The 22943-nt window shown below is 30.9% G+C and carries 20 protein-coding genes and 1 pseudogene; 16 read left to right on the top strand and 5 right to left on the bottom strand.

From position 1 onward, the window contains the following. Positions 1 to 4: 4 nt before the first annotated feature. The 8 genes and pseudogenes from thiS to FBF06_RS06095 all read left to right on the top strand — a co-directional run bounded on the left by thiS (position 5) and on the right by FBF06_RS06095 (position 6489). Positions 5 to 196, top strand: coding sequence for a sulfur carrier protein ThiS (gene thiS / locus FBF06_RS06130; protein ID WP_002853007.1), 192 nt, complete (start codon positions 5 to 7; stop codon positions 194 to 196). Beyond that, entirely contained in the window at positions 193 to 996 is an 804-nt protein-coding gene (thiF, locus tag FBF06_RS06125) for a thiamine biosynthesis protein ThiF (protein ID WP_100621024.1), read from the top strand. Before thiS ends, thiF begins: the two co-directional genes overlap by 4 nt. Positions 997 to 998: 2 nt before the next feature. Further along, the gene (locus tag FBF06_RS06120) at positions 999 to 1775 is read left to right on the top strand and encodes a thiazole synthase (RefSeq protein WP_002856549.1); all 777 of its coding nucleotides are present in this window, start codon (positions 999 to 1001) and stop codon (positions 1773 to 1775) included. Between the two features lie 2 nt (positions 1776 to 1777). Continuing rightward, positions 1778 to 2923: a 2-iminoacetate synthase ThiH gene (gene thiH / locus FBF06_RS06115; protein ID WP_002867170.1), complete on the top strand. Its 1146-nt coding sequence runs from the start codon at positions 1778 to 1780 to the stop codon at positions 2921 to 2923. Further along, on the top strand, positions 2913 to 3518 hold the full coding sequence (locus FBF06_RS06110) for a thiamine phosphate synthase (RefSeq protein WP_002865061.1): 606 nt from the start codon (positions 2913 to 2915) through the stop codon (positions 3516 to 3518). The genes thiH and FBF06_RS06110 overlap by 11 nt, the downstream gene beginning before the upstream one ends. After that, positions 3515 to 4405, top strand: coding sequence for an AraC family transcriptional regulator (locus FBF06_RS06105; RefSeq protein ID WP_002852985.1), 891 nt, complete (start codon positions 3515 to 3517; stop codon positions 4403 to 4405). Before FBF06_RS06110 ends, FBF06_RS06105 begins: the two co-directional genes overlap by 4 nt. 62 nt (positions 4406 to 4467) lie before the next feature. Then, entirely contained in the window at positions 4468 to 5319 is an 852-nt protein-coding gene (locus FBF06_RS06100; RefSeq protein ID WP_002852987.1) for an ATP-binding protein, read from the top strand. Between the two features lie 7 nt (positions 5320 to 5326). Further along, positions 5327 to 6489: pseudogene (locus tag FBF06_RS06095) on the top strand (CynX/NimT family MFS transporter). Here the strand turns inward: FBF06_RS06095 and murG are convergent. Together murG and ftsW are read right to left on the bottom strand one after the other, a co-directional pair. Next, complete coding sequence (gene murG, locus FBF06_RS06090; protein ID WP_002860172.1) at positions 6460 to 7488, bottom strand: undecaprenyldiphospho-muramoylpentapeptide beta-N-acetylglucosaminyltransferase; 1029 nt, start codon at positions 7486 to 7488, stop codon at positions 6460 to 6462. The pseudogene FBF06_RS06095 and the gene murG sit on opposite strands and share 30 nt — an antisense overlap. Further along, the gene (gene ftsW, locus FBF06_RS06085; RefSeq protein WP_002860171.1) at positions 7485 to 8648 is read right to left on the bottom strand and encodes a putative lipid II flippase FtsW; all 1164 of its coding nucleotides are present in this window, start codon (positions 8646 to 8648) and stop codon (positions 7485 to 7487) included. The genes murG and ftsW overlap by 4 nt, the downstream gene beginning before the upstream one ends. Positions 8649 to 8787: 139 nt before the next feature. Between ftsW and FBF06_RS06080 the strand changes: the two genes are divergently transcribed. Genes FBF06_RS06080 through FBF06_RS06065 form a run of 4 tightly spaced genes read left to right on the top strand, consistent with a single transcriptional unit; the run spans position 8788 to position 12014 of the window. Beyond that, the gene (locus FBF06_RS06080) at positions 8788 to 10233 is read left to right on the top strand and encodes an acetyl-CoA carboxylase subunit A (protein ID WP_002854140.1); all 1446 of its coding nucleotides are present in this window, start codon (positions 8788 to 8790) and stop codon (positions 10231 to 10233) included. A 3-nt stretch (positions 10234 to 10236) separates the two neighbouring features. Next, positions 10237 to 10488 (top strand): hypothetical protein, encoded by a 252-nt coding sequence (locus FBF06_RS06075; protein WP_002853914.1) that lies wholly within the window; start codon positions 10237 to 10239, stop codon positions 10486 to 10488. Beyond that, the gene (locus tag FBF06_RS06070) at positions 10488 to 11207 is read left to right on the top strand and encodes an arginyltransferase (RefSeq protein ID WP_002853863.1); all 720 of its coding nucleotides are present in this window, start codon (positions 10488 to 10490) and stop codon (positions 11205 to 11207) included. The genes FBF06_RS06075 and FBF06_RS06070 overlap by 1 nt, the downstream gene beginning before the upstream one ends. Beyond that, the gene (locus tag FBF06_RS06065; protein WP_002854035.1) at positions 11208 to 12014 is read left to right on the top strand and encodes an adenylosuccinate lyase; all 807 of its coding nucleotides are present in this window, start codon (positions 11208 to 11210) and stop codon (positions 12012 to 12014) included. It abuts the gene before it with no gap. A gap of 23 nt (positions 12015 to 12037) precedes the next feature. On the opposite strand, the gene cmeF is transcribed toward FBF06_RS06065, so the two are convergent. From cmeF to cmeD, 3 genes are read right to left on the bottom strand one after another with little or no spacing between them, the layout of a single operon-like run. Continuing rightward, positions 12038 to 15055 (bottom strand): multidrug efflux RND transporter permease subunit CmeF, encoded by a 3018-nt coding sequence (cmeF, locus tag FBF06_RS06060; protein ID WP_052795900.1) that lies wholly within the window; start codon positions 15053 to 15055, stop codon positions 12038 to 12040. 2 nt (positions 15056 to 15057) lie between these two features. Then, on the bottom strand, positions 15058 to 15798 hold the full coding sequence (cmeE, locus tag FBF06_RS06055; protein WP_002853727.1) for a multidrug efflux RND transporter periplasmic adaptor subunit CmeE: 741 nt from the start codon (positions 15796 to 15798) through the stop codon (positions 15058 to 15060). Then, entirely contained in the window at positions 15795 to 17069 is a 1275-nt protein-coding gene (gene cmeD / locus FBF06_RS06050; protein ID WP_002852947.1) for a multidrug efflux RND transporter outer membrane subunit CmeD, read from the bottom strand. Before cmeD ends, cmeE begins: the two co-directional genes overlap by 4 nt. Positions 17070 to 17195: 126 nt before the next feature. Here cmeD and lepA point away from each other — a divergent pair, with 126 nt between their 5' ends. The 4 genes from lepA to gyrA all read left to right on the top strand — a co-directional run bounded on the left by lepA (position 17196) and on the right by gyrA (position 22914). Continuing rightward, a complete protein-coding gene (lepA, locus tag FBF06_RS06045; protein WP_002868661.1) occupies positions 17196 to 18992 on the top strand; it encodes a translation elongation factor 4 in 1797 nt (598 codons plus the stop codon). Positions 18993 to 19068: 76 nt separating this feature from the next. After that, positions 19069 to 19713 (top strand): outer membrane lipoprotein MapA, encoded by a 645-nt coding sequence (gene mapA, locus FBF06_RS06040; RefSeq protein ID WP_002852941.1) that lies wholly within the window; start codon positions 19069 to 19071, stop codon positions 19711 to 19713. Continuing rightward, positions 19710 to 20285: a ComF family protein gene (locus tag FBF06_RS06035; protein WP_002909146.1), complete on the top strand. Its 576-nt coding sequence runs from the start codon at positions 19710 to 19712 to the stop codon at positions 20283 to 20285. The genes mapA and FBF06_RS06035 overlap by 4 nt, the downstream gene beginning before the upstream one ends. A 40-nt stretch (positions 20286 to 20325) precedes the next feature. Next, positions 20326 to 22914, top strand: coding sequence for a DNA topoisomerase (ATP-hydrolyzing) subunit A (gene gyrA / locus FBF06_RS06030; RefSeq protein WP_002873314.1), 2589 nt, complete (start codon positions 20326 to 20328; stop codon positions 22912 to 22914). Positions 22915 to 22943 lie beyond the last annotated feature (29 nt).

Genomic DNA, 22943 nt, shown 5'->3' with positions numbered 1-22943 from the left:
TAGAATGATTATCAATGGACAAAAGCTTGAGTTAAAAGAGCTTAAATTTATGGATTTTATCAAAGAAAAAGGCTTGAAAATAGAACTTATCGCCTTGGAATTAAATGGAGAGATTATACCTAAGAGTGAATTTGAAAATTTGATTTTAAAAGAAAATGATAAAGCTGAAATCGTAAGTTTTGTAGGAGGTGGATGATGAGAGTAAAATTCAATGGCAAAGAACTTGATACAGACTTTAAAACAAGTTTGGAATTTTTTGAAAATATCAGCAAAAATGAAAATGATGTATGGATTATCAATGGTTTTGCAACAAAAGAGAATATCGCTTTAAATGAAAATGATGAGCTTTTTTGTATAGAAAAAAATACTTTACCTCCAAAAGACGCACTAGATGCTATGATGAGAGCAAGACATACACCAAAGCTTCACGATAAACTTAAAAATGGGCGCGTGGCGGTGTGTGGTTTAGGCGGACTTGGATCACATATAGCGATAAATTTGGCAAGAAGTGGAGTGGGGTATTTAAAGTTGATTGATTTTGATGTGATTGAGCCTAGCAATTTGAATCGTCAGGCTTATCGTGTAAGTGATTTGGGCAAGTTTAAAACCGAAGCTTTAAAAGAGCAAATTAGCGAAATTAATCCTTATATCAGCATTGAAATTTGCACTTTGAAAATCGATGAGGATAATTTAAAATCTTTGTTTAAAGATATAGATATAGTTTGTGAAGCCTTTGATAGTGCTATCGCAAAAGCGATGATAGCGCAAAATTTTCATAGATTTTACAAAGATAGTGTTTTAATCTGTGCTTCAGGGCTTGCGGGCTATGGTGATAGCAACAGCATACAAACAAGAAAAATTGCTAAAAATTTCTATGTATGTGGGGATTTGGTAAATGGTGCTAAGCTAGGAAATGGACTTATGGCGCCAAGGGTAAATATTTGCGCAGGACATCAAAGTAACCTTGTTTTAGAGCTTTTAGCGAATAAGGAGTAAAAATGCAAGAAAATTTAAAAAATGATAAATTAAAAATAGGCAAATACGAGTTTGATTCAAGATTTATTTTAGGTTCTGGAAAATATTCACTAGAGCTTATAAAATCAGCCATAGAAGAAGCTAAAGCGCAGATTATCACTCTAGCTTTACGCCGTGCAAATACAGGGGAAATTGCTAATATACTTGATTATATCCCTAAAAATATCACACTTTTACCCAACACTTCAGGCGCAAGAAACGCCGATGAAGCTTTACGCATTGCAAGGCTTTCAAGAGAGCTTGGTTGTGGAGAACTTATCAAGATAGAAGTGATAAGCGATAGTAGGTATTTATTGCCTGATAATTATGAAACGATTAAAGCTTGCGAGCTTTTAGCTAAAGAGGGTTTTACACCCTTACCTTACATGCATGCTGATCTTTACGCAGCTAGAGCTATGCGTGATGCTGGAGCTGCGGCTATCATGCCTTTAGCAGCACCTATTGGGAGTAATAAAGGCTTATGTGCTAAGGAATTTATACAAATTTTGCTTAATGAAATTGATTTGCCTATTATTGTAGATGCGGGTATTGGAAGTCCTTCACAAGCTTGTGAAGCTATGCAAATGGGGGTAAGTGCGGTGATGGTAAATACAGCCATAGCTGAAGCTAAAGATATAGCCTTGATGGCTAAAGCTTTTTCTTTGGCAGTAAATGCGGGAAGAGCGGCTTTTTTAGCAGGTTTGGCAAGTGTGAGTAAAGCTAAAGCAAGTTCTCCATTAACAGGCTTTTTAAGGGATTGATTATGCAAGATTATATGCAGTATTTACCTCACATGCAGGAAATAAAAAGCGAAATTTTAAATAAGGTTTTAACTCAAGTTCAAAGCTATGATGAGAGTCAATTTAGCGCTAAAGATGTTAAAAATGCTTTAAATCAAACACATTTAAGCATAGAGCATTTAAAAGCCTTGCTTTCAAGTGCAGCAGAAGATTTCATAGAAGAATTAGCCTTTAAATCCGCTAAAGTCAAGCAAAAATATTTTGGAAATTCTATCTCTCTTTTTACCCCACTTTATTTGTCAAATTATTGTAATTCTAAATGTGTTTATTGTGGTTTTCAAAAAGGTAATAAAATCGCAAGAGCTAAGCTAAATGAAGCTGAAATTCACGAAGAAATGCAAGCCATTGCTAAAAGTGGTTTAGAAGAAATTTTAATGCTAACAGGCGAGGGCAGGGAGTTTGCAAGTGTAGAATATATAGCAAATGCTTGTAAAATAGCTAGAGAGTATTTTAAGGTTGTGGGCGTTGAAATTTATCCTATGAATGAAGATGAATATAAAATTTTGCATGAAAAGGGTTGTGATTATGTGACTGTTTTTCAAGAAACTTACAATCCTCTAAAATATTCTAAAATTCATTTAGCTGGTGAAAAACGCATTTTTCCTTATCGCTTTAATGCTCAAGAAAGAGCTTTAAAAGCGGGTATGCGTGGAGTGGCTTTTGCGGCACTTTTGGGTATAGATGATTTTAGAAAAGACGCTCTTGCTACGGCGCTTCATGCACATTTTTTACAACAAGCTTATTCGCATGCTGAAATTTCTATTTCAGTGCCGCGTTTAAGACCTATTATCAATAATGCCAAAATCCATCCTAAAGATGTAAGTGAAAAACGCCTTTTGCAAGTACTTTGTGCTTATAGACTCTTTTTGCCTTTTGCGGGCATTACCATTTCAAGTCGTGAAAGAATAGGTTTTAGAGATGAGGTTATCAAGCTTGGTGCTACTAAAATGAGTGCAGGAGTGAGTGTGGGTATAGGTGAGCATAAGGGTGAGAAAAAGGGTGATGAGCAGTTTGAAATTTCAGATGATAGAAGCGTAGATGAAATTTTAGCTATGCTTAAAAGATCAAATTTGCAAGCTGTGATGAGCGATAGTATCTATGTGGGGTAAAAAAATCATCGCCATAAGCGATAGAAAATGTGTAGAGATAGACTTTTTAAAGCAGATTGAAAAACTTGCTAAGGCTAAGGTAGATGCTATAGTTTTAAGAGAAAAAGATTTAAGCGAATTTGAGTATTATGACTTAGCAAAAGAAGTTTTAAGCATTTGCGCAAAGCAAAAAGTGACTTGTTTTTTGCATTTTTTTGATAGGGAGTGTTTAAAATTGGGACATCGTTATTTTCACGCACCGCTTTCTTTGCTAAGAAAAGAACCTAAATTAACAAAATATTTTCATATACTTGGTACTTCAGTCCATAGCAAAGAAGAGCTTTTAGAGGCGATGAGCTATAAGGTAAATTATGCTTTTGTAGGGCATATTTTTGAAAGTTCTTGCAAGATGGGTTTAGAACCTAAAGGGATTGATTTTTTAAAATCCTTGCTTGAATTTAGTCAAATTCCACTTTATGCTATAGGCGGTATCAATGCTCAAAATATAGAAAATTTTAAAGATATAAATGTAGTAGGTGTTTGCATGCGTGAAATTTTAATGAAAGAAAAAGATCTTAAAAAGTATCTTTTAGAATGTAGGCAAAATTTACGATGAATAAAATTCTTTCTTTACCAGAAGATTTAAAGCAATTAAAAGGTGTCAATTATAAAAAAATTAAATCTTGCACTTTTGCTAAATATACACAAACGGATACTTCGCATTCTACTTTTGTTAATGTAGGAAGTCATCTTTTAACTTTTGTTCGCAAAGGATATAAAATTTTACACACTGCATCAAAAGATTATAAGATTAACTCTTATGAAACTTTGTTTTTAAAAGCTGGGAGCTATACTTTAAGCAATGTAGGACTTAGTAAAGGAGTTTATGAAGCTTATTTATTTTTTTTTGACAATGCATTTTTAATTGAGCTTATTTATAAGTATAAAGATTTTTTTAAACTAGATCAAAAGTTTCAAAACTATGAAATTTTTTGGGTAAAAAATGATAAGATTTTGCAAGGAATTTTGGAAAGTTTTTCACCGCATTTTGAAGAAAATACGCAAATTTTAGATCCTATAGTGAGTTTGAAATTTGAAGAGATTTTTTTACATTTGCTTTTAAATAAGAATATTTATTTTATTAGTTTTTTATCAGGAATTTTAAAAGAATTTCGCCTTGATCTTTCCCAACTTTTTGAGTATTGTGGTAGAGAATTTTTAAGCGTAAATGAAATGTCTAATTTTGCGAAATTAGATTTAGCAACTTTTTCTAAAGAATTTAAGAAATGTTTTGGACAAAGTCCTAAAAAATGGTTAGATGAAAAAAGGTTGCAAAAAGCAAAGATTTTACTTAAATTTTCTAAAAAAAATATCAATGAAATAGCTAATGAGTGCGCTTTTTCTTCGGTAGCTTGGTTTATTGAAAGATTTAAAGAGAAATATGAGCAAACTCCTAAGCAATATCAAAAAACAAAAAACTTGTATTTTTTATCAAAAAACTAGCACATTTTTTTTATCTAAATAAATATAATTCAATGAAAATATTTTTAAATAAAGGAGAAAATATGAAAAAATATGTTTTAAGTTTAGCGCTTCTTGGAAGTTTGCTTGGTGCAAGTGAATTAAAATATCAAGAATTTGATGGTTTTAAAAGCCCTGAAAGTATTTTTGTAGATAAAAACTATGTTTATGTATCTAATGTAGGAGAAAAACTTGAACCTTTGGCGAAAGATAATGATGGATTTATTTCTAAGCTTGATAAAAATGGCAAAGTGCTAGAATATAAATTTTTAACCCATCTTAATGCACCAAAAGGCATGATGGAGATTGGAAAAACTCTTTATGTGGTAGATATCGATGTTTTACGCGGTTTTGATCTTAAAACTAAAAAAGAAATTTTTAATTTACCTATTAAAGGTGCAATCTTTTTAAATGACATAGAAAAATTAGACGACAATACGCTTTTGGTTAGCGATACTGGCACAGGGCTTATTTTAAAGGTTGATTTAAAAACTAAGCAATATGATGAATTATTAAAACTTGATTTAGCAAAATTTGGCGGTCCAAATGGGTTATATCTAGATAGAAAAAAACATAAGCTTTTTATAACTGGTTATCATCCTGATGGTGTAAGTGGCGGTGTTGTAATGGCTTATGATTTAAATACAAAAGAACTCAGTATAATTAAAAATGAAAAAGAATCTTATGATGGAATAGTTCCTTATAAAGATGGTTTATTGGTAAGTTCTTGGGGAAATAATCTAAATGGATATATTTATAATTTAGATAATGTTAAATCTGTAAAACTTGAACTTCCTTTGATGAAAGGTCCTGCAGATATATTTATTGAAGGTAATATTTTATGGATTCCTAAGATGGCAGAAGGTAAAATATTCAAAGTAGAACTTAACAAATAAGGCTTTTATGGCTTCTTTTAAAAAGATATTTTGGATTAATATTATTATTGTTATTATTGTAGCTTTTAATCTTAGAGCCCCAATTACTGCAGTGGGGCCTATTATTGATATTATTAAAGATAAGTATTATTTAAACTCAACCGTAGCAGGCATACTTACAAGTCTTCCTTTGATAGCTTTTGGAGGTATTTCTTTTATTGTGGGGTATTTTTCTCCTATTCGTGCTATTGTTTTTGGAATTTTTTTAATTTTTTTAGGCGAAATTATTCGTTCTTATTTTGGTGTATATGGCTTATTTTTAGGAATGTTAGCAATGGGCTGTGGTATAGCAATTGCAAATGTTTTACTTCCTAGTTTTATTAAAGAAAAATTTCCAAAAAAATGGCAAGTATAATGGGAATTTATAGTCTTGTTTTGAGTATTTCTTCGATTATAGGTATTGCTTTAGCTATACCTTTGCTTAGTGTATTTGATTTAGCTGGAGCTATGTTTTTCTGGGCTATTTTTTCTTTTGTAGCTTTAGTAGTTTACTATCCTCAAGCTAAAAATGGTAGATTTTTTCGTATTAAGAAAAAAGCTCATAAAAAAATCAATCTTTTTATAAATTTAACAACTTGGAAAATTACTCTTTTTATGGGATTTCAAAGTTTTTTAGCTTATTCTTTGTTTTTTTGGTATGTTCAAATTGTTGTAGAAAAAGGATTTGATAAAGAATTTTCTACAAGTATGGTTTTATTTGCTCAACTTGTTGCAGCTCCAGTGTCTCTTTTTGGCCCTTTACTTTTAGGAAAATTAAGACAAAATTTACATACTTTTTACATAGCAGGTTTGTGCAGTATGTATGTGATCGCTTTTGGTATGCTCTTTATTTTTGATAGTAAAATTTCTATTATTATCAGTGCTTTTATCATGGGTTTTCCATGGGGTGGAGTTTTTGGCATTGCGTTGCTTTTTATTGCACAAAAAAGCTCTAATGCTCAAATAGCAGCGAGACTTTCTGCTTTAGCTCAGGGTTTTGGATATTTAATTGCAGCACAAGGACAATGGATTATAGGTTTTTTGCATGACAAATTTGAAAATTTTTCATTTGCTATTTTGATGTTAGTTTTTGTTGGAATTTTAGTAAATATCTTTGGATATTTATCTTATAAAAGTCAAATTATCAAATAAAGCTTTTTGGATTAGCATATCTGCGCCATTTTTTTGGGTTATATTTTGCAATCTTGTAGAAATATTTTCTAGATTTAGTTTTAATATTGACTTAAAAAATTCATCAAGATTAATAGAGTTTTGCATAAAAATTTGACATAAAGCTTGATCTTGTAAAAATTTAGCATTAAAGTATTGATGATTTTTAGCTGCATAAGGATAAGGTATAAAAATAGTGGGCAAAGTATTAGCACAAAGTTCAAAAAGAGTACTTGCACCTGCTCTTGATATAGCTAGATCTGCATTTTTCATTTTTTCTTCCAAATTTAAACTAAAATCAAAAATATCAGCTTGGATATTTAAGCTTTGATAATGTTTTTTGCACTTTTCAAAATCATTTTTTCCACATTGATGGATGATTTTGATATTTTGTTCTTGAAGTTTTGGTGCTAAATTTAAAGCTAGTTCGTTGATAAATTGAGCTCCTTGTGATCCTCCTAAGAAAATAATATTTTTTAATTCTTTGCGAATCCTAGCATTATCAAAAAATTTATCTGCTACAGGATAAGGGCTAATTTCTTTTTCAAAGGCGCTAAAAAATTTTGTAGCGAAAGGTTTTAAAAGCATATTTAAAGAGCCGCTTTTTGAATTTTGTTCATGTATAAAAAGAGGCAAATGTGAGAATAAAGCCGCAAAAGATGCAGGAGCTGCACTGTATCCACCTACACTAAAAACGGCTTGGATGTGGTATTTTTTAAAAATTTCTTTACAATCTTTGGAGAGTTTTAAGGTGTGGAGTAAAGAACTGATTTTGTCAAATTTGCTTTGATTAACCACTCCTTTAGAGCTTAAAAAAAATTTTTCCTTAAAGCGTACTTCATTTTCAAACCAAGCTTTATCTTGACCATTTTGACTACCTATGTATACACATTCTATATTTTTTTTAATCGCACTTTCTAATAAGCAACGCACTATGGCCAAATGTCCTCCAGTTCCACCACCTGTTAAAGCTATTGTCATAATTTAACCTTTTTTGAAATCATTAATACATATCCTATGCCTATGCAAATTGCCCACATTGAACTTCCTCCATAGCTTAAAAGTGGAACCGCTACACCTTTTAGTGGAGTAAGAGAAATAATACCAAAAGCATTCATAAAGAAAGAAAAAAGTAAAAGTAAGGCTATGCCTGAACAAAAAATAAAATCTTGTTTAGCTTCACATCTTCCTGCAATTCTAAAAATTCTTAAAATCATCCAAAGATAAATATAGCAAATAACCCCAAGACCTAAGAGTCCTATTTCTTCAGTAATTCCTGAAAGAACAAAGTCAGTATGCACTTCACTTAAAAAGCCTAATTTAAAAGTTCCAAGTCCTAAGCCTTCGCCAAACATTCCTCCATGGGCTATAGCATTTAAAGAGTGTGAAATTTGATAAGGCTCGCTGTTGCTACTTACTCTTAAAGCATTTGCCAGCCAATCAGGAAGCATAGGTAAAAAAGCATCTTGTATATTTCCCCACCAAGAAGCGATTCTTTGAATTCTTCTTTGGTTGCTAAAAATTACCATTATACCTATCATCATAATGATTAAAGTTCCAAAAGCAAAAAGTCTTTTACTAGCTCCTGCAAAAAAAGCTAAAGCTAGAATCAAAAAGAAAGAAATTACGCTTTGTCCTAAATCGTTTTGAGTGATATAAATATATCCTATAACTATAGAAGCTAAGATACAATAAGGCAGAAGAATTAAAGCCTCGTGCCTGATGGCTTTTTTGCTATCATCAATACGCCTTGTATAGCTCCATGCTAAAAAATAAATCAATCCTATTTTGAAAAATTCTACAGGAGAGATAGAGAGTGGGCCTAAGCGTATCCAGCGTTTAGCTCCTCCGCTAGCTGTTGCTAGTGCAGAAGGTAAAAATGGTAAAATGATGATAAAGATAAAAGAAACAATCAAAATAGCTAAAATAATTTTTTTAGAAAGTGCTTTATCAGGATCCAATCGAGAAATAAAAAACATTATAAGTATTCCACTAATTCCAAAAAAAAGCTGACGAATAAAAAAATGAAACTCGCTATAGTCAAGAAAAAGAACAGTAAAAGCTGTAAGAGAGTATGAAAATACTATTCCTATGGTGATTAAAATACAACTTAAATAAAATAATCTTTTATCAGCAACCATTATAATTATAACTTTTCTTTATTGGAATTAAAATTTTAAAAAGTTTTATTATAACTAAAATAAATTAAATTTTTTGCTAAGTTTTTGTAAGGAAAATTTGCTAAAATTAACAATAAAAATATAACAAAAAAGGCAAATTATGAATCAAATCCATAAAATTCTCATAGCAAATAGAGCTGAAATAGCTGTTAGAGTAATCCGTGCTTGTAGAGATTTACATATTAAAAGTGTTGCAGTTTTTACAGAGCCTGATCGTGAATGTTTGCATGTAAAAATCGCAGATGAGGCTTATCGCATAGGAACGGATGCTATAAGAGGATATTTAGATGTTGCTCGTATTGTCGAGATTGCTAAGGCTTGTGGTGCTGATGCGATCCATCCTGGTTATGGATTTTTAAGTGAGAATTACGAATTTGCTAAGGCTTGTGAAGATGCTGGAATTATTTTTATAGGTCCAAAATCTGAAGTAATCCATAAGATGGGAAATAAAAATATCGCTCGTAAGTTAATGGCTAAAAATGGCATACCTATTGTTCCAGGGACTGAAAAATTAAATTCCTATAGCATGGAAGAAATTAAAATTTTTGCTGAGAAGATTGGTTATCCTGTTATTTTAAAAGCTTCAGGTGGTGGAGGTGGACGCGGAATTCGCGTTGTTCATAAAGAACAAGATCTTGAAAATGCCTTTGAATCTTGCAAAAGAGAAGCTTTAACATACTTTAATAATGATGAAGTATTTATGGAAAAATATGTAGTTAATCCCAGACATATAGAATTTCAAATTTTAGGAGATAACTACGGAAATATTATCCATCTTTGTGAAAGGGATTGTTCTATTCAAAGAAGACATCAAAAGGTAATTGAGATAGCACCTTGCCCTGGAATTTCAGATAATCTTAGAAAAACTATGGGTGTTACAGCTGTGGCAGCTGCTAAGGCTGTAGGTTATACAAATGCTGGAACTATAGAGTTTTTGCTTGATGATTATAATCGCTTTTATTTTATGGAAATGAATACAAGAATTCAAGTTGAGCATCCAATTACTGAAGAAATTACAGGTATTGATCTTATTGTAAGACAAATTCGTATTGCAGCAGGAGAAATTTTGGACTTAGAACAAAGCGATATTAAACCTAGGGGTTTTGCTATTGAAGCTAGAATTACTGCTGAAAATGTATGGAAAAATTTTATTCCAAGTCCTGGAAAAATAGGAGAATACTACCCAGCTCTTGGACCATCTGTTAGGGTTGATAGTCATATTTATAAAGACTATACTGTGCCGCCTTATTATGATTCCATGCTTGCAAAGCTTATTATTAAAGCAACAAGTTATGATTTAGCGGTTAATAAACTTGAGCGTGCTTTGAAGGAATTTGTGATTGATGATATTAGAACAACAATACCATTTTTAATTGCTATTACAAAAACAAGAGAATTTAGAAGAGGGTATTTAGACACCTCTTTCATAGAAACACATATGCAAGAATTATTAGAAAAAACAGAAGATCGTCATCAAGAAAATAAAGAAGAAGTTATAGTTGCAATAGCTGCTACGCTTAAAAAAATACGAGAAAGTAGAGAATAATAGATGGATTTTTTAGAGAGTCTTAAAAGTATTAAAAAAGAAATGCAAGCTAACGCCAATACTCCAAAATTAGCGAAGAAGTCAAGCAAGAGTGGTGCAAGTGTAAAAAATTTAGAAAAACTAGCTAAAGATATTCGCGAAAAAAATCAAGAAACAAACATAGATAAGGAAATGCAAGAAATTTTCTTAAAGCAAGAAAAACTACAGGATGAATTTTCCGAATTTATCAAAAATGCAGATATTAAGAAAATTTAATGCTTGAGATTGGTTTTTGTACTCTTGAAGATCAGTGTCCTTACTTAAAGGATAAACGTTCAAGAATAGAGTATAAATACATTGAAAATTGCCCTAAAGAAATCAATAATGAGCTAATAAAACGAGGTTGGCGTCGTTTTGGTAGGTATTTTTCACGCCCTATTTGTAAAGATTGTGATGAATGTTTAAGTCTTAGAATTTTAGTTAATGAATATAATTTTTCAAGAAGTGAAAGAAGGGTTGTAAATAAAAATATTAACACCAAAGTTATACTTAGAACACCCAATTTAAGCAATGAACATTTGTTTTTATATGATAAATACCATCGTTTTATGGAAGAAAAAAAGAACTGGAAGCGTTATGATTTAAGCTTTAAACAGTATTATAATCTTTATGTCGATGGTTTTATGAATTTTGGATATGAGCTTGCATTTTATATAGAAGATAAGCTCGTTTGTGTTGATTTGATTGATATTTTAGAGGATGGAATTTCAAGCATTTATTGTTTTTATGATCCTGATTTTTCGTATTTTTCTTTGGGTAAATTTTCTTTGCTCAATGAAATACAAATAGCTAAAAAAATGAACTTAGATTATATTTATCTTGGGTATTTTGTAAAAAAGTGTCAATCTTTATCTTATAAAGCCGATTATACACCTAATGAAATTTTAAAAGGCACTAAAGAGCTTTTTGAAAATGAGGTTTTATGGGAGAAATAGATGCAAATCGTGCAAACTTTAGAAACTATCAATGTTAATACAGATGATATTAGCGTATTTCAGTATTTTAAAGACTTGATTACCAAAAATTTCACAAAGGTCATAGGACGAAAAAATAAAATTTTTTCTTTTTTTGAAGAAAATGAAATTCCACAGCGCCGTTATTTCTTAAAAGTTTTAGATCAAAAATATCGTAAAAGCACAAATGAAGGTATAGAGAATTTACAAGATGCTCATTTTAAAACTTTTAGATTAATTTTTGAGCAAAATAATATGCTTAAGCCTATGTTGTTTATCAAGATTGATTTTGTTGCGGGTAGAATTTTGATGAAGTTAAGCTCTAATGAAAAATTATTTATTACTTATATAAGAAATTATTTTCAAAATCATAATATAGAATATAATGAAATGACAAATATTCTAATTTTAGAATATAAAAACGAGAATACCCTTGAACTTTTTGAAGCTTTTGCAGATGAGAGCGAGCATTTAAAATATTGCGTGAATTTTGAAGTTGACCGCGAAGAGTATAAAAAATTTCGCCAAAATATTCACAATAAAGAAAATATGAAATGGAAATTTAATGCTTTAGCTAAGCTTTTTAGTAATTATTTTAATACTTTAGAATGCACTCCGCAAAATGATCTTAGTGAAATCAGACAAAAATATTTGATTTTGGTAAAACTTTATCATCCTGATTTTCATCAAGGAAAAAGTGCAATAGAAAAAGCTTACGCAAGAGAACAGTTTGAAAAAATACAAATCGCCTATGATAACTTAAAAGCACTTTATAAGAATAATACTTAAAAAAATTAAATTAATCATTTTGGTTAATTTAATTTTTCTCTCTCATAAATTTTTCTTAATTTGCTATCTAGTTTAAAACAAAATTTAAAAAGTGCAGGTACTACGAGTAAGGTAAGCAAAGTCGAACTTATAAGTCCAAAGATAATGGCTATTGCCATAGGAGAATTAGCTTCATAGCCCGCACCCCTTGAAAGAGCAAGTGGGAGCATAGCAAAAATCATAGCAAAAGTTGTCATCAATATAGCCCTTAAGCGTGATTTTCCAGCGATTAAAAGAGCTTTATCGGGATCTAAACCTTCATGGCATTTTTTATTAGCTACATCTACGAGTAAAATAGCATTTTTCCCCACCATACCAAAAAGTAAGATGATGGCAATAAGTACAAAAAGTGAAAAATTATGCCCTGTGATAAAAAGCCCTATAGAAGCTCCGCCAAAGGCTAAAGGCATGGTTATCATGATGATTAAAGGCAGAATAAAACTTTCATAAAGTGCGGCTAAAACAAGATAAATTAAAACAAAAGCAAGTGCTACTGCCATAGCAAAACCTTGCACGGTTTCACCTAAAAGATTGATAAAGCCTGAAAAAGCATAGCTAAGACTTGGATTGTTATTTAAAATTTTATCCATATTATCTAGTAAAAGTTTTTGCACCGCTCCTAAGGAAAGATCATTCACTCCAGCTGTGATTTTCACAGAGCGGTTTTTATTGTAACGATTGATAGTTTTTAAATCTTTACTGTATATAAAATCCACCACGCTTGAAAGTTCTAAATTTATACCTTGGTTGTTTTTAATGCTAATGCGCTTTAAAGCTTCTATGTTTTTTTTAAATTCTGGAGCAAAACTTAGGATAATATCATCTTTTGAATTGCCTCTATCCATGCTTCCTACGCTAAGTTGCGAGAAAGAATACCCTAAAACCCCAGCGATATATTGAGGATTGACATCTAAAAGTTTGGCTTTTTCTTTGTTGATGTGTAAGGCTACTTCATCCTTTGTAGCATTAGCATTATCACTTATATCTACAATGCGTGCATTAGTGCCTAAAATTTCTTTTGCCTGAGAAGCAGCTTCTTTTAGAGTGTTTAAATCATCTCCTAAGATTAAAAATTGCACGGGATCATCAATGCCTGCACCCTCTATCTTTGGAAGTTCTAAAATTTTGATTTTTAAACTTTCATCTTGAAATTTTTGACGATATAAACTTACTATGGCACTTTGTCTTAAATTTCTTTCGTCTAAATTTTTAAGTTTAACATAAATTTTAGCCTTTGTAGCATCTTTGGCATCATCATAGCCTACAAGTAAAAAAGCGTATTTGACATTGCTATCATTTTTGATTTTTTCAAGCAAATTTAAACTTTTTTCTTTCATGGCTTCTAAACTTAAATCCTTTTTGCTTTCAAGCAAAACTTGAATTTCGCTATCATCTTCCATAGGTAAAAAATCAAGTCCTATGCGAGTGGCTAAAGCAAAAGAAAGCCCTATAAAAACAAGAGTGGCTAGGATAAATTTTACTTTATTTTGTAAAATTTTATAGAGTAAATTTTCATACTTTTGCTCTATTTTTTCAAAAAAAGCTTCTGTTTTTTCATAAAACTTGTTTTCTTTTGGATTTAAAAATCTTGCCCCAATACTAGGTATTAAAAATACAGAAACCAAAAAGCTTATAACTATCCCACTTGCAACGCTTATGCCTAAGGCATTGAAAAAAAGCCCTGATATAGAGTTCATATAAGAAATAGGGATAAAAACACAAAGTAAAACTATACTTATGCTTAAAACGCTAAAACCTATTTCATTGATACCCAAAAAAGCAGCTTGTAAAGGCGGATAAGTTTTTAGTTTTTTAGCAATATTTTCAATCACTACTATAGCATCATCGATAAAAATTCCTATGCTTAAGGTTAAAGCTATAAAAGTTAAGCGGTTTAAATCATAGCCTAAAAGATCGATAATAAAAAAAGTTGAAATGATAGAAGTAGGTATAGCTATGCAAGCAATGAGAGTTGCACTTAAATTTCTTAAAAATAAAAACACGATAACAAGGGTTAGAAAAATCCCCAAAACCATATCAAAAATCACTTGAGAAAGGTGCTTGTGGATATTTAAGCTTTTATCATAAAGCATATTAATGCTTATATCTTTTGGAATTTGTTTTTCTAAAATAGGCAAGGCATTTTTGATATTTTTAATCATTTCAAGGGTGTTATAATTTGTGATTTTTCCGAGTTCTAAAAGCACCCCTTCTTTACCTTCGTATAAAGCACTTTGTTTTTCATCTTCATAAAGGCTTGAAATATTAGCAATATCACTTAAAAATACTCCTGTTTTTATGCGAAGATTGCTAAGTTCTTCTAAATTTGTGGCTTCAAAATAGCCTTTGATGATATAGTTATCTTGATTGTTGTTAAGTTCGCCTAGGGCTTGTTTAAAATTTTGACTTTTGATGATATTTGCTACATCAAGGGCGTTAAGATTGTATTTTCTAAGTTCGTTTGGTTTTAATTCTATGCGAATTTGGGGTTCTAAAAACCCCTTAGCTTCGATTTTACCTACTCCTTCAACTCTTTGCAAAAAAGGTTTTATTTTGTCATTGATTTCACGCATGAGTTGTAATTTATCTTTAGAATATAGAAAAAGTGAAATAGCAGAACCAGAATCTGAACTGATTTTTTCAATTTCAGGCTTAGAAGGTAGGCTTAAAGTTCCTATTTTATCACGCACATCATTGGCAGCTACTTCAAGATTTTTACCCAGTTTAAACTCGACTACACTTACACTAAAATTATCATATGCAGCTGAGGTTATGGTCTTTACTCCATCGATTTCACTTAAAGCATTTTCTATTTCTTTAGTGACTTTTGATTCTACGAAATTTAAATCCCCATTTATCTTGCTTGTGATTTTTATAAGAGGTATGGAAACATTAGGAAATAAATTTACACTCATGCTAAAAGCAGAGATTAGCCCAAAAATCATAAGAGCTAAGAAAAACATTAGCACGGTAATAGGTCGGTTTATAGCTAGTTTAAACATTTTTAATCTTTAGTGATGATTCTACCTTCACCAAAAAGCCCTGGTGTTAGATTTGTGGTTTGCACTTCAGCATAAATTTTTCTTGTTTTTACTTCTATACTTGGATAAATAAGGCTGATTTTTCCTTTCAATTCTGTACCATTTTGATCGATTTTATAAAAGAAATCATCGCCTAATCTAACTTTATCTTTATATTTTTCATCAAAACTTAAAATCAGTTTGCTTTGTGGATAGGAAAAAATTTCTATTAAAGGTTGAGCTACTCCTCCTACTCCTTCGCCCACTTGTATAAATTTGTTTGCGATAATAGCATCATAAGGTGCGCGTAATTCTTTTTTTGCCATGATATTTTTATAATAAGCTATATTGATTTTTGCTTTGTTTAAATTTAAATTAGCAGCATCAAACTTAGCTTTCATATCTTCATAGCTTTGTTTGTCTATAACATTTTCTACAGCTTTGATTTTTTGCATCCTACTTTTGGTATTTTCGTATTCTACAAGGGCAAGTTGATAAGAATTTTGAGCATTTTGAAGAGCTATTTTTTCACTTTCTTGATCAAGAGCAAGTAAAAGTTCTCCTTTGTTGACTTTTTGTCCAATTTCTACAGGAATTTTTTGAACCAAACCTATGCTTTCAAGGGCAAGTTTGCTTTGTTTTGATGCTTCTACATTGAAACTTGCGTAAATTTCTTCGCCAAAGGCGCAATTAAAAACAAGAAGTAAAAATAGAATTTTTTTCATTCTTTAACCTTTGAATTAAGATCTATACCCGCATTAAAATAATAATTTGCTTTAGTAATTTCAAATTCATTTTTAGCAAGCTCTAAATCGCTTTGTGCTTTAAATTTAACCTCTAAAGCTTGAAGATATTCTACATAAGAAACAAGTCCTGCTTGGTATTTTTTATCTACACTTTCAAAAGCTAAATTTGCAGCATTTAAGCTAAGATTAAGAGCTAAAATTTGTTCTTGTAAAACTTTTAAACTTTTGTCTAAATAATTTAATTCTTCTTTATTTTTTCTCTCGCTAAATCTTGCATTTGCATTGGCTATTTGAACATTTAAACGCTCTTTTTCAACTTCTTTCGCCCTTGCATTGAAATCAAAAATTTTCCATTCCATACCTAAAATAAATTGATTACCTTGAGAATATTTTTCTAAGAATTGATCCGCTAAATTTGCAAAAGGAGCTGGAACTTTTGGATTATAATTGTTTTTATAAAAGTTAAAATTATCTTGAATATAAAATTTTGGAAAATATTCAGCTTTTGCTAAATTTACACTTTCTTTAGCAAGATTGATTTGTTCTTTAGCTATCATTACTTCATAGTTTTGACTTTTCTCTTGTTGCGGATTTTCTAAAAAAGCATTCCCTTGCACTTTAAAATCCGTATCGCTTAAAATTTTAATCTCTTTTTGTATATTGGCAAGTTTTAATTCATTTTGACTGAGCTCTAATAAGCTTAAATGGTATTTAGCCTTAATGCTTTCAAGTTCATCTTTAGGGCTAAGTCCTGCGTCGTAAAATTTTTGCAATCTTTCAAAAGTTGATTTTAAAAAAGATACTTTTTGTTGATTGGCTAGTAAAATTTTTTCAAGACTTAAGGTGTTAAAATAAAGTGTGATTGCATTTAGGGCAAGGTAATTTTTATTTTGTTCTTTGTCTAAAAGGCTTAATTTTTCTCTGCTTTCTAAAGCTCTTAAATTAGCCTCTCTAGCACCCCCATCAAAAAGCAAAAAATTAAGAGAAACTTTAGCAAATAAACTTTCTTGTGGATCGATAATGAAGCGATCTTTATTGTTGGCTACATAAGCTGAGTTTAGACTAAGAGAGGGTAGGTAATTTCTAAAAGCTTGTTCTTTGTCTAAATTTGCTTGTTCGCTTTGCATTTGCTTAATGAGATAGGATTCATTATTTTGACTTAGTGCTATAAATTCGTGCAAATTAGAAGCTAACATTGCTAAGGGATAAAGAGCTAAAAATATAGCTGATTTTAAATATTTTTCAAACATTTTGATATTTTAATATGTTTTATATAAATTTCAATTGAAGTTTTTTATATAAAATAAAATTTATTTGTTTTAAACATAAATTTTGTTAAAATCCTAGCTTTAAAATTTTATATTTAGGATGAAATTTTGTCGGTAAAAAATATTAGAAATTTTTCTATTATAGCTCATATAGATCATGGAAAATCTACTCTTGCAGATAGGATTATTAGTGAGTGTGGTGCTATTAGCGATAGGCAGATGAGTTCACAAGTTATGGATACTATGGATATAGAAAAAGAGCGTGGTATCACCATAAAAGCACAATCAGTGCGTTTAAATTATAAATTTAATAATGAAAATTTTGTTTTAAATCTTATTGATACTCCTGGCCATGTGGATTTTTCTTATGAAGTGAGTCGTTCTTTGGCAAGTTGTGAAGGAGCTTTGCTTGTAGTAGATGCTTCTCAAGGTGTTGAAGCACAGACTATAGCTAATGTTTATATAGCGCTTGAAAATAATCTTGAAATCATTCCTGTGATTAATAAAATCGATTTACCTAATGCTGATGTTGAGAAAGTAAAGCATGAAATCGAGCATATTATAGGTATAGATTGCAAAGATGCAATTTGTGTGAGTGCAAAAACAGGAGTGGGTATAAAAGAGCTTATAGAAACAATTATTACTAAAATCCCTGCACCAAAAACAGATGATGAAGCTCCTACTAAGGCTTTAATTTATGATTCTTGGTTTGATAATTATTTGGGTGCTTTGGCTTTGGTTAGGATTTATGAAGGAAGTATTGCTAAAAACGATGAAGTTTTAGTCATGAGTACGGATAAAAAACATATAGTTCAAGATCTTTTTTATCCCCACCCTTTAAGTCCAATTAAAACTCAATCTTTACAATCAGGCGAAGTAGGTGTGGTGGTTTTAGGGCTTAAAACCGTAGGTGATGTACAAGTAGGCGATACCATCACTTTGGTAAAAAACAAAGCTAAAGAAGCCATAGGTGGTTTTGAAAAGGCTAAAGCTTTTGTATTTGCGGGACTTTATCCTATAGAAACGGATAAATTTGAAGATTTAAGAGATGCTTTGGATAAATTAAAGCTTAATGATAGTTCTATTACTTATGAGCCTGAAACTTCTTTGGCCTTAGGCTTTGGTTTTAGGGTAGGATTTTTAGGGCTTTTACATATGGAAGTTATCAAAGAAAGGCTTGAGAGAGAATTTAATCTTGATTTGATTGCTACAGCTCCAACTGTGACTTATGAAATTTATCAAACCGATGGAGAGTTTATTAAAATTCAAAATCCTAGCGAGCTTCCTCCTGTTAATAAAATCGATCATATAAAAGAGCCTTATGTTAAAGCTACTATCATTACTCCAAGTGAATTTTTAGGGAATTTAATCACTCTTTTAAATCGCAAAAGAGGAGTACAGGTTAAAATGGACTATATCACACCTGAGCGTGTTTTGCTAGAATATGATGTGCCTTTAAATGAGATTGTGATGGATTTTTATGATAAATTAAAGTCCTTAACAAAAGGTTATGCAAGTTTTGATTATGAGCCTATAGAATTTAGAGTAGGGGATTTGGTAAAACTTGATATTAAGGTAGCGGGTGAAAATGTTGATGCGCTAAGCATTATCGTGCCTAATGAAAAAGCGCAAAGTAAAGGAAGAGAACTTGTTAGTGCTATGAAAGAAATAGTTCCTAGACAGCTTTTTGAAGTGGCCATTCAAGCAAGTATTGGAAATAAAATCATCGCAAGAGAAACTGTTAAATCCATGGGTAAAAATGTGACAGCAAAATGTTATGGTGGGGATATTACTAGAAAAAGAAAGCTTTTAGAAAAGCAAAAAGAAGGTAAAAAAAGAATGAAAGCTATAGGTAAGGTAAATTTACCTCAAGAGGCTTTTTTGAGTGTTTTAAAGATAGATTGATGATAAATTTAAAACTTGGCTTGAAATTTGCTTGTATTTTTAATACAATTTTAAAATAATTTTCTAAGGAGAAAAAATGTTTAAAAAATTTTTGATTTTTATAGTGCCTATTTTATTTTTGAGTGCTTGTGCAACTAAACAAGATACTTTTGCTCAAGTTAATCAAATTTCTAAAAATTCTCAATGCAGTTCTTGTGAAAGTCCTGGTGGTTTTGAAGCAAAGATTAAAGGGCTTTTATACATTAGCGATGTTGGAATTCAATGTTGTGCCAATAAACGCACTTTAGACACTGGTATTGCTTTGAAAAAGGTTTATTTACATAGATTTTATGATTTAAAAGAAGGGCAAAAGGTTTTAAATGCTAAAGGGAAAAAGTTATTTGTTGATGTGAATTTTAATGCGGTATTTTATACTTATTTAAAACAAGAACTTGAAGCTAGAGGAATAGTTGTGCTTGACAATAACGATCAAAATTCACCTTATGTGAGTAAGATTGATTTAGAATTTATATCTTATGGAGCAACTCAAGATGCTATAGGATTACATTCAAAACTAGTAGGAGTTTTACAAGTTAGTGATATAAATAAAAATAAGAAATTTACAATCCGCACCAAGCAAGATGTACAAGGTTTTGATGATTTAAAAGAAACAACTTTTTATACTCATTTGTTAATAAAACAAATGGCAAATAAAGCAGCTAGTTTAATCTCTGAACTTTGAGGTGTATAAATTGCGGAGCTTTTACTCTGCTCTGCTTTTGTGAATTATGCGAGCTAGAGCTTTCTGAATTTTCCTTAAATGTAAGAAAGCTTGATAATAATTTCAAAGTCTATTCTTTTTATAAATACCATGAAATACAACACTTGCTTCACTCTAAACATTATTTTTATGGTTATTTTGTTTATAAAATGCTTGCTAAATTAAGTTTTGCAAAATTTAAAGATTTTTTTGATCCTAGAATGACAATTAATGTTATAGCTTTAGATGATAAGGTTGAAGATATGCTTTATTCGCATTCTGCTATTTTAGCTAGATATCTTAAAACAAAATTTGTAAAACCTGTTTTTAATGTTTTAAAAGCACAAAATCATATTAAATATTCTGGAAAAAGTTTAGAATTTCGTCAAAAACATAAAAGAAATTACAAACTCTTAAAAACCATTCACGAACCTGTAATTTTAGTAGATGATATTGTAACGACTGGTTCTAGCCTTTTGGAAGCTAAAAAAGTTTTAGAAGAAAATAAAATTTCTGTACTTTTTGCTCTTGTTTTAGCTGATGCAAAAGTTTAATATGCTATAATCAAAACTTTGAACTAATAGAAGGATTTTTATGGAGAATATTTTTAGCAAAGATTCTGATATTGAACTTGTAGATATAGAAAATTCTATAAAAGGTAGTTACTTAGACTATTCTATGAGTGTTATTATAGGTCGTGCTTTGCCTGACGCAAGAGATGGTTTAAAGCCTGTTCATAGAAGAATTTTATATGCTATGCAAAATGATGAGGCAAAAAGTAGAACAGATTTTGTCAAATCAGCCCGTATAGTGGGTGCTGTTATAGGTCGTTATCATCCACATGGAGATACAGCAGTTTATGATGCTTTGGTTAGAATGGCTCAAGATTTTTCTATGAGATATCCAAGTATTACAGGACAAGGCAACTTTGGATCTATAGATGGTGATAGCGCTGCTGCGATGCGTTATACTGAAGCAAAAATGAGTAAACTTTCTCATGAGCTTTTAAAAGATATAGATAAAGATACGGTCGATTTTGTTCCAAATTATGATGGTTCAGAAAGTGAACCTGATGTCTTACCTTCTAGGGTTCCAAATTTATTATTAAATGGTTCAAGTGGTATAGCTGTAGGTATGGCGACAAACATCCCACCTCATAGTTTAAATGAGTTGATAGATGGACTTTTATATTTGCTTGATAGTAAAGATGCAAGCTTAGAAGAGATTATGCAGTTTATCAAAGGTCCAGATTTTCCAACAGGTGGAATAATTTATGGTAAAAAAGGTATTATAGAAGCTTATCGCACAGGGCGTGGTCGCGTGAAAGTGCGCGCTAAAACTCATATTGAAAAAAAGACAAATAAAGATGTTATTGTTATAGATGAGCTTCCTTATCAAACCAATAAAGCTAGGCTTATAGAGCAGATTGCAGAGCTTGTTAAAGAAAAGCAAATTGAAGGAATATCTGAAGTAAGAGATGAGAGCAATAAAGAAGGAATCCGCGTTGTTATAGAGCTTAAACGTGAGGCTATGAGTGAAATTGTTTTAAACAATCTATTTAAATCTACTACTATGGAAAGTACTTTTGGTGTGATTATGTTGGCAATTCACAATAAAGAACCTAAAATTTTCTCTTTGTTAGAACTTTTAAATCTTTTCTTAACCCATAGAAAAACAGTTATTATTAGAAGAACGATTTTTGAACTTCAAAAGGCAAGAGCAAGAGCTCATATTTTAGAAGGTCTTAAAATTGCACTTGATAATATAGATGAAGTGATTGCTTTAATTAAAAATAGTTCTGATAATAATACCGCAAGAGATTCTTTGGTAGCTAAATTTGGTCTTAGTGAGCTTCAAGCCAATGCTATTTTAGATATGAAACTTGGTCGTTTAACAGGACTTGAAAGAGAAAAAATCGAAAATGAACTTGCAGAATTAATGAAAGAAATTGCAAGACTTGAAGAAATTTTAAAAAGTGAAACCTTGCTTGAAAATTTAATTCGCGATGAATTAAAAGAAATTAGAAGTAAATTTGATGTGCCACGTATTACTCAAATTGAAGATGATTATGATGATATTGATATTGAAGATTTGATTCCTAATGAAAATATGGTTGTAACTATTACGCATCGTGGTTATATTAAGCGTGTGCCTAGTAAACAATATGAAAAGCAAAAACGAGGCGGAAAAGGAAAATTAGCCGTTACGACTTATGATGATGATTTTATAGAAAGTTTCTTTACGGCAAATACACATGATACACTTATGTTTGTAACAGATCGTGGACAGCTTTATTGGCTTAAAGTTTATAAAATTCCTGAAGGCTCAAGAACGGCTAAAGGAAAAGCAGTGGTAAATCTTATTAATTTACAAGCTGAAGAAAAAATCATGGCTATTATTCCAACCACGGATTTTGATGAGAGTAAATCTTTATGTTTCTTTACTAAAAATGGTATTGTAAAGCGTACAAATTTGAGTGAATATCAAAATATCAGAAGTGTAGGAGTTAGAGCGATCAACTTGGATGAAAATGATGAGTTGGTAACTGCTATTATTGTTCAAAGAGATGAAGATGAAATTTTTGCCACTGGTGGTGAAGAAAATTTAGAAAATCAAGAAATTGAAAATTTAGATGATGAAAATCTTGAAAATGAAGAAAGTGTAAGCACACAAGGTAAAATGCTCTTTGCAGTAACCAAAAAAGGTATGTGTATCAAATTCCCACTTGCTAAAGTGCGTGAAATCGGCCGTGTAAGTCGTGGGGTGACGGCTATTAAGTTTAAAGAGAAAAATGACGAATTAGTAGGTGCAGTTGTTATAGAAAATGATGAGCAAGAAATTTTAAGCATAAGTGCAAAAGGTATAGGAAAACGCACAAATGCTGGAGAATATAGATTGCAAAGCAGAGGTGGTAAGGGTGTAATTTGTATGAAACTTACAGAAAAAACCAAAGATCTTATTAGCGTAGTTATAGTAGATGAAACTATGGATTTGATGGCTCTTACAAGTTCAGGCAAGATGATACGTGTTGATATGCAAAGCATTAGAAAAGCAGGGCGTAATACGAGTGGTGTCATTGTAGTTAATGTGGAAAATGACGAGGTGGTTAGCATCGCTAAGTGTCCTAAAGAGGAAAATGATGAGGATGAGTTAAGCGATGAAAACTTTGGTTTAGATTTGTAATAAGTTTAAAGTTGGAACGCTTATTGCTT

Source organism: Campylobacter sp. CFSAN093227, from assembly GCF_012897855.1.
Classification (GTDB): Bacteria; Campylobacterota; Campylobacteria; order Campylobacterales; family Campylobacteraceae; genus Campylobacter_D; species Campylobacter_D jejuni.
Note: the sequence above shows the minus strand (reverse complement) of the source record. Positions and strands in the feature narration are given on the sequence as shown.

Coding starts and splice junctions, on each gene's coding strand:
- thiS (WP_002853007.1), top strand. CDS start 5: ATGATTATCAATGGACAAAAGCTTGAGTTAAAAGAGCTTAAATTTATG.
- thiF (WP_100621024.1), top strand. CDS start 193: ATGATGAGAGTAAAATTCAATGGCAAAGAACTTGATACAGACTTTAAA.
- FBF06_RS06120 (WP_002856549.1), top strand. CDS start 999: ATGCAAGAAAATTTAAAAAATGATAAATTAAAAATAGGCAAATACGAG.
- thiH (WP_002867170.1), top strand. CDS start 1,778: ATGCAAGATTATATGCAGTATTTACCTCACATGCAGGAAATAAAAAGC.
- FBF06_RS06110 (WP_002865061.1), top strand. CDS start 2,913: ATGTGGGGTAAAAAAATCATCGCCATAAGCGATAGAAAATGTGTAGAG.
- FBF06_RS06105 (WP_002852985.1), top strand. CDS start 3,515: ATGAATAAAATTCTTTCTTTACCAGAAGATTTAAAGCAATTAAAAGGT.
- FBF06_RS06100 (WP_002852987.1), top strand. CDS start 4,468: ATGAAAAAATATGTTTTAAGTTTAGCGCTTCTTGGAAGTTTGCTTGGT.
- murG (WP_002860172.1), bottom strand. CDS start 7,488: ATGACAATAGCTTTAACAGGTGGTGGAACTGGAGGACATTTGGCCATA.
- ftsW (WP_002860171.1), bottom strand. CDS start 8,648: ATGGTTGCTGATAAAAGATTATTTTATTTAAGTTGTATTTTAATCACC.
- FBF06_RS06080 (WP_002854140.1), top strand. CDS start 8,788: ATGAATCAAATCCATAAAATTCTCATAGCAAATAGAGCTGAAATAGCT.
- FBF06_RS06075 (WP_002853914.1), top strand. CDS start 10,237: ATGGATTTTTTAGAGAGTCTTAAAAGTATTAAAAAAGAAATGCAAGCT.
- FBF06_RS06070 (WP_002853863.1), top strand. CDS start 10,488: ATGCTTGAGATTGGTTTTTGTACTCTTGAAGATCAGTGTCCTTACTTA.
- FBF06_RS06065 (WP_002854035.1), top strand. CDS start 11,208: ATGCAAATCGTGCAAACTTTAGAAACTATCAATGTTAATACAGATGAT.
- cmeF (WP_052795900.1), bottom strand. CDS start 15,055: ATGTTTAAACTAGCTATAAACCGACCTATTACCGTGCTAATGTTTTTC.
- cmeE (WP_002853727.1), bottom strand. CDS start 15,798: ATGAAAAAAATTCTATTTTTACTTCTTGTTTTTAATTGCGCCTTTGGC.
- cmeD (WP_002852947.1), bottom strand. CDS start 17,069: ATGTTTGAAAAATATTTAAAATCAGCTATATTTTTAGCTCTTTATCCC.
- mapA (WP_002852941.1), top strand. CDS start 19,069: ATGTTTAAAAAATTTTTGATTTTTATAGTGCCTATTTTATTTTTGAGT.
- gyrA (WP_002873314.1), top strand. CDS start 20,326: ATGGAGAATATTTTTAGCAAAGATTCTGATATTGAACTTGTAGATATA.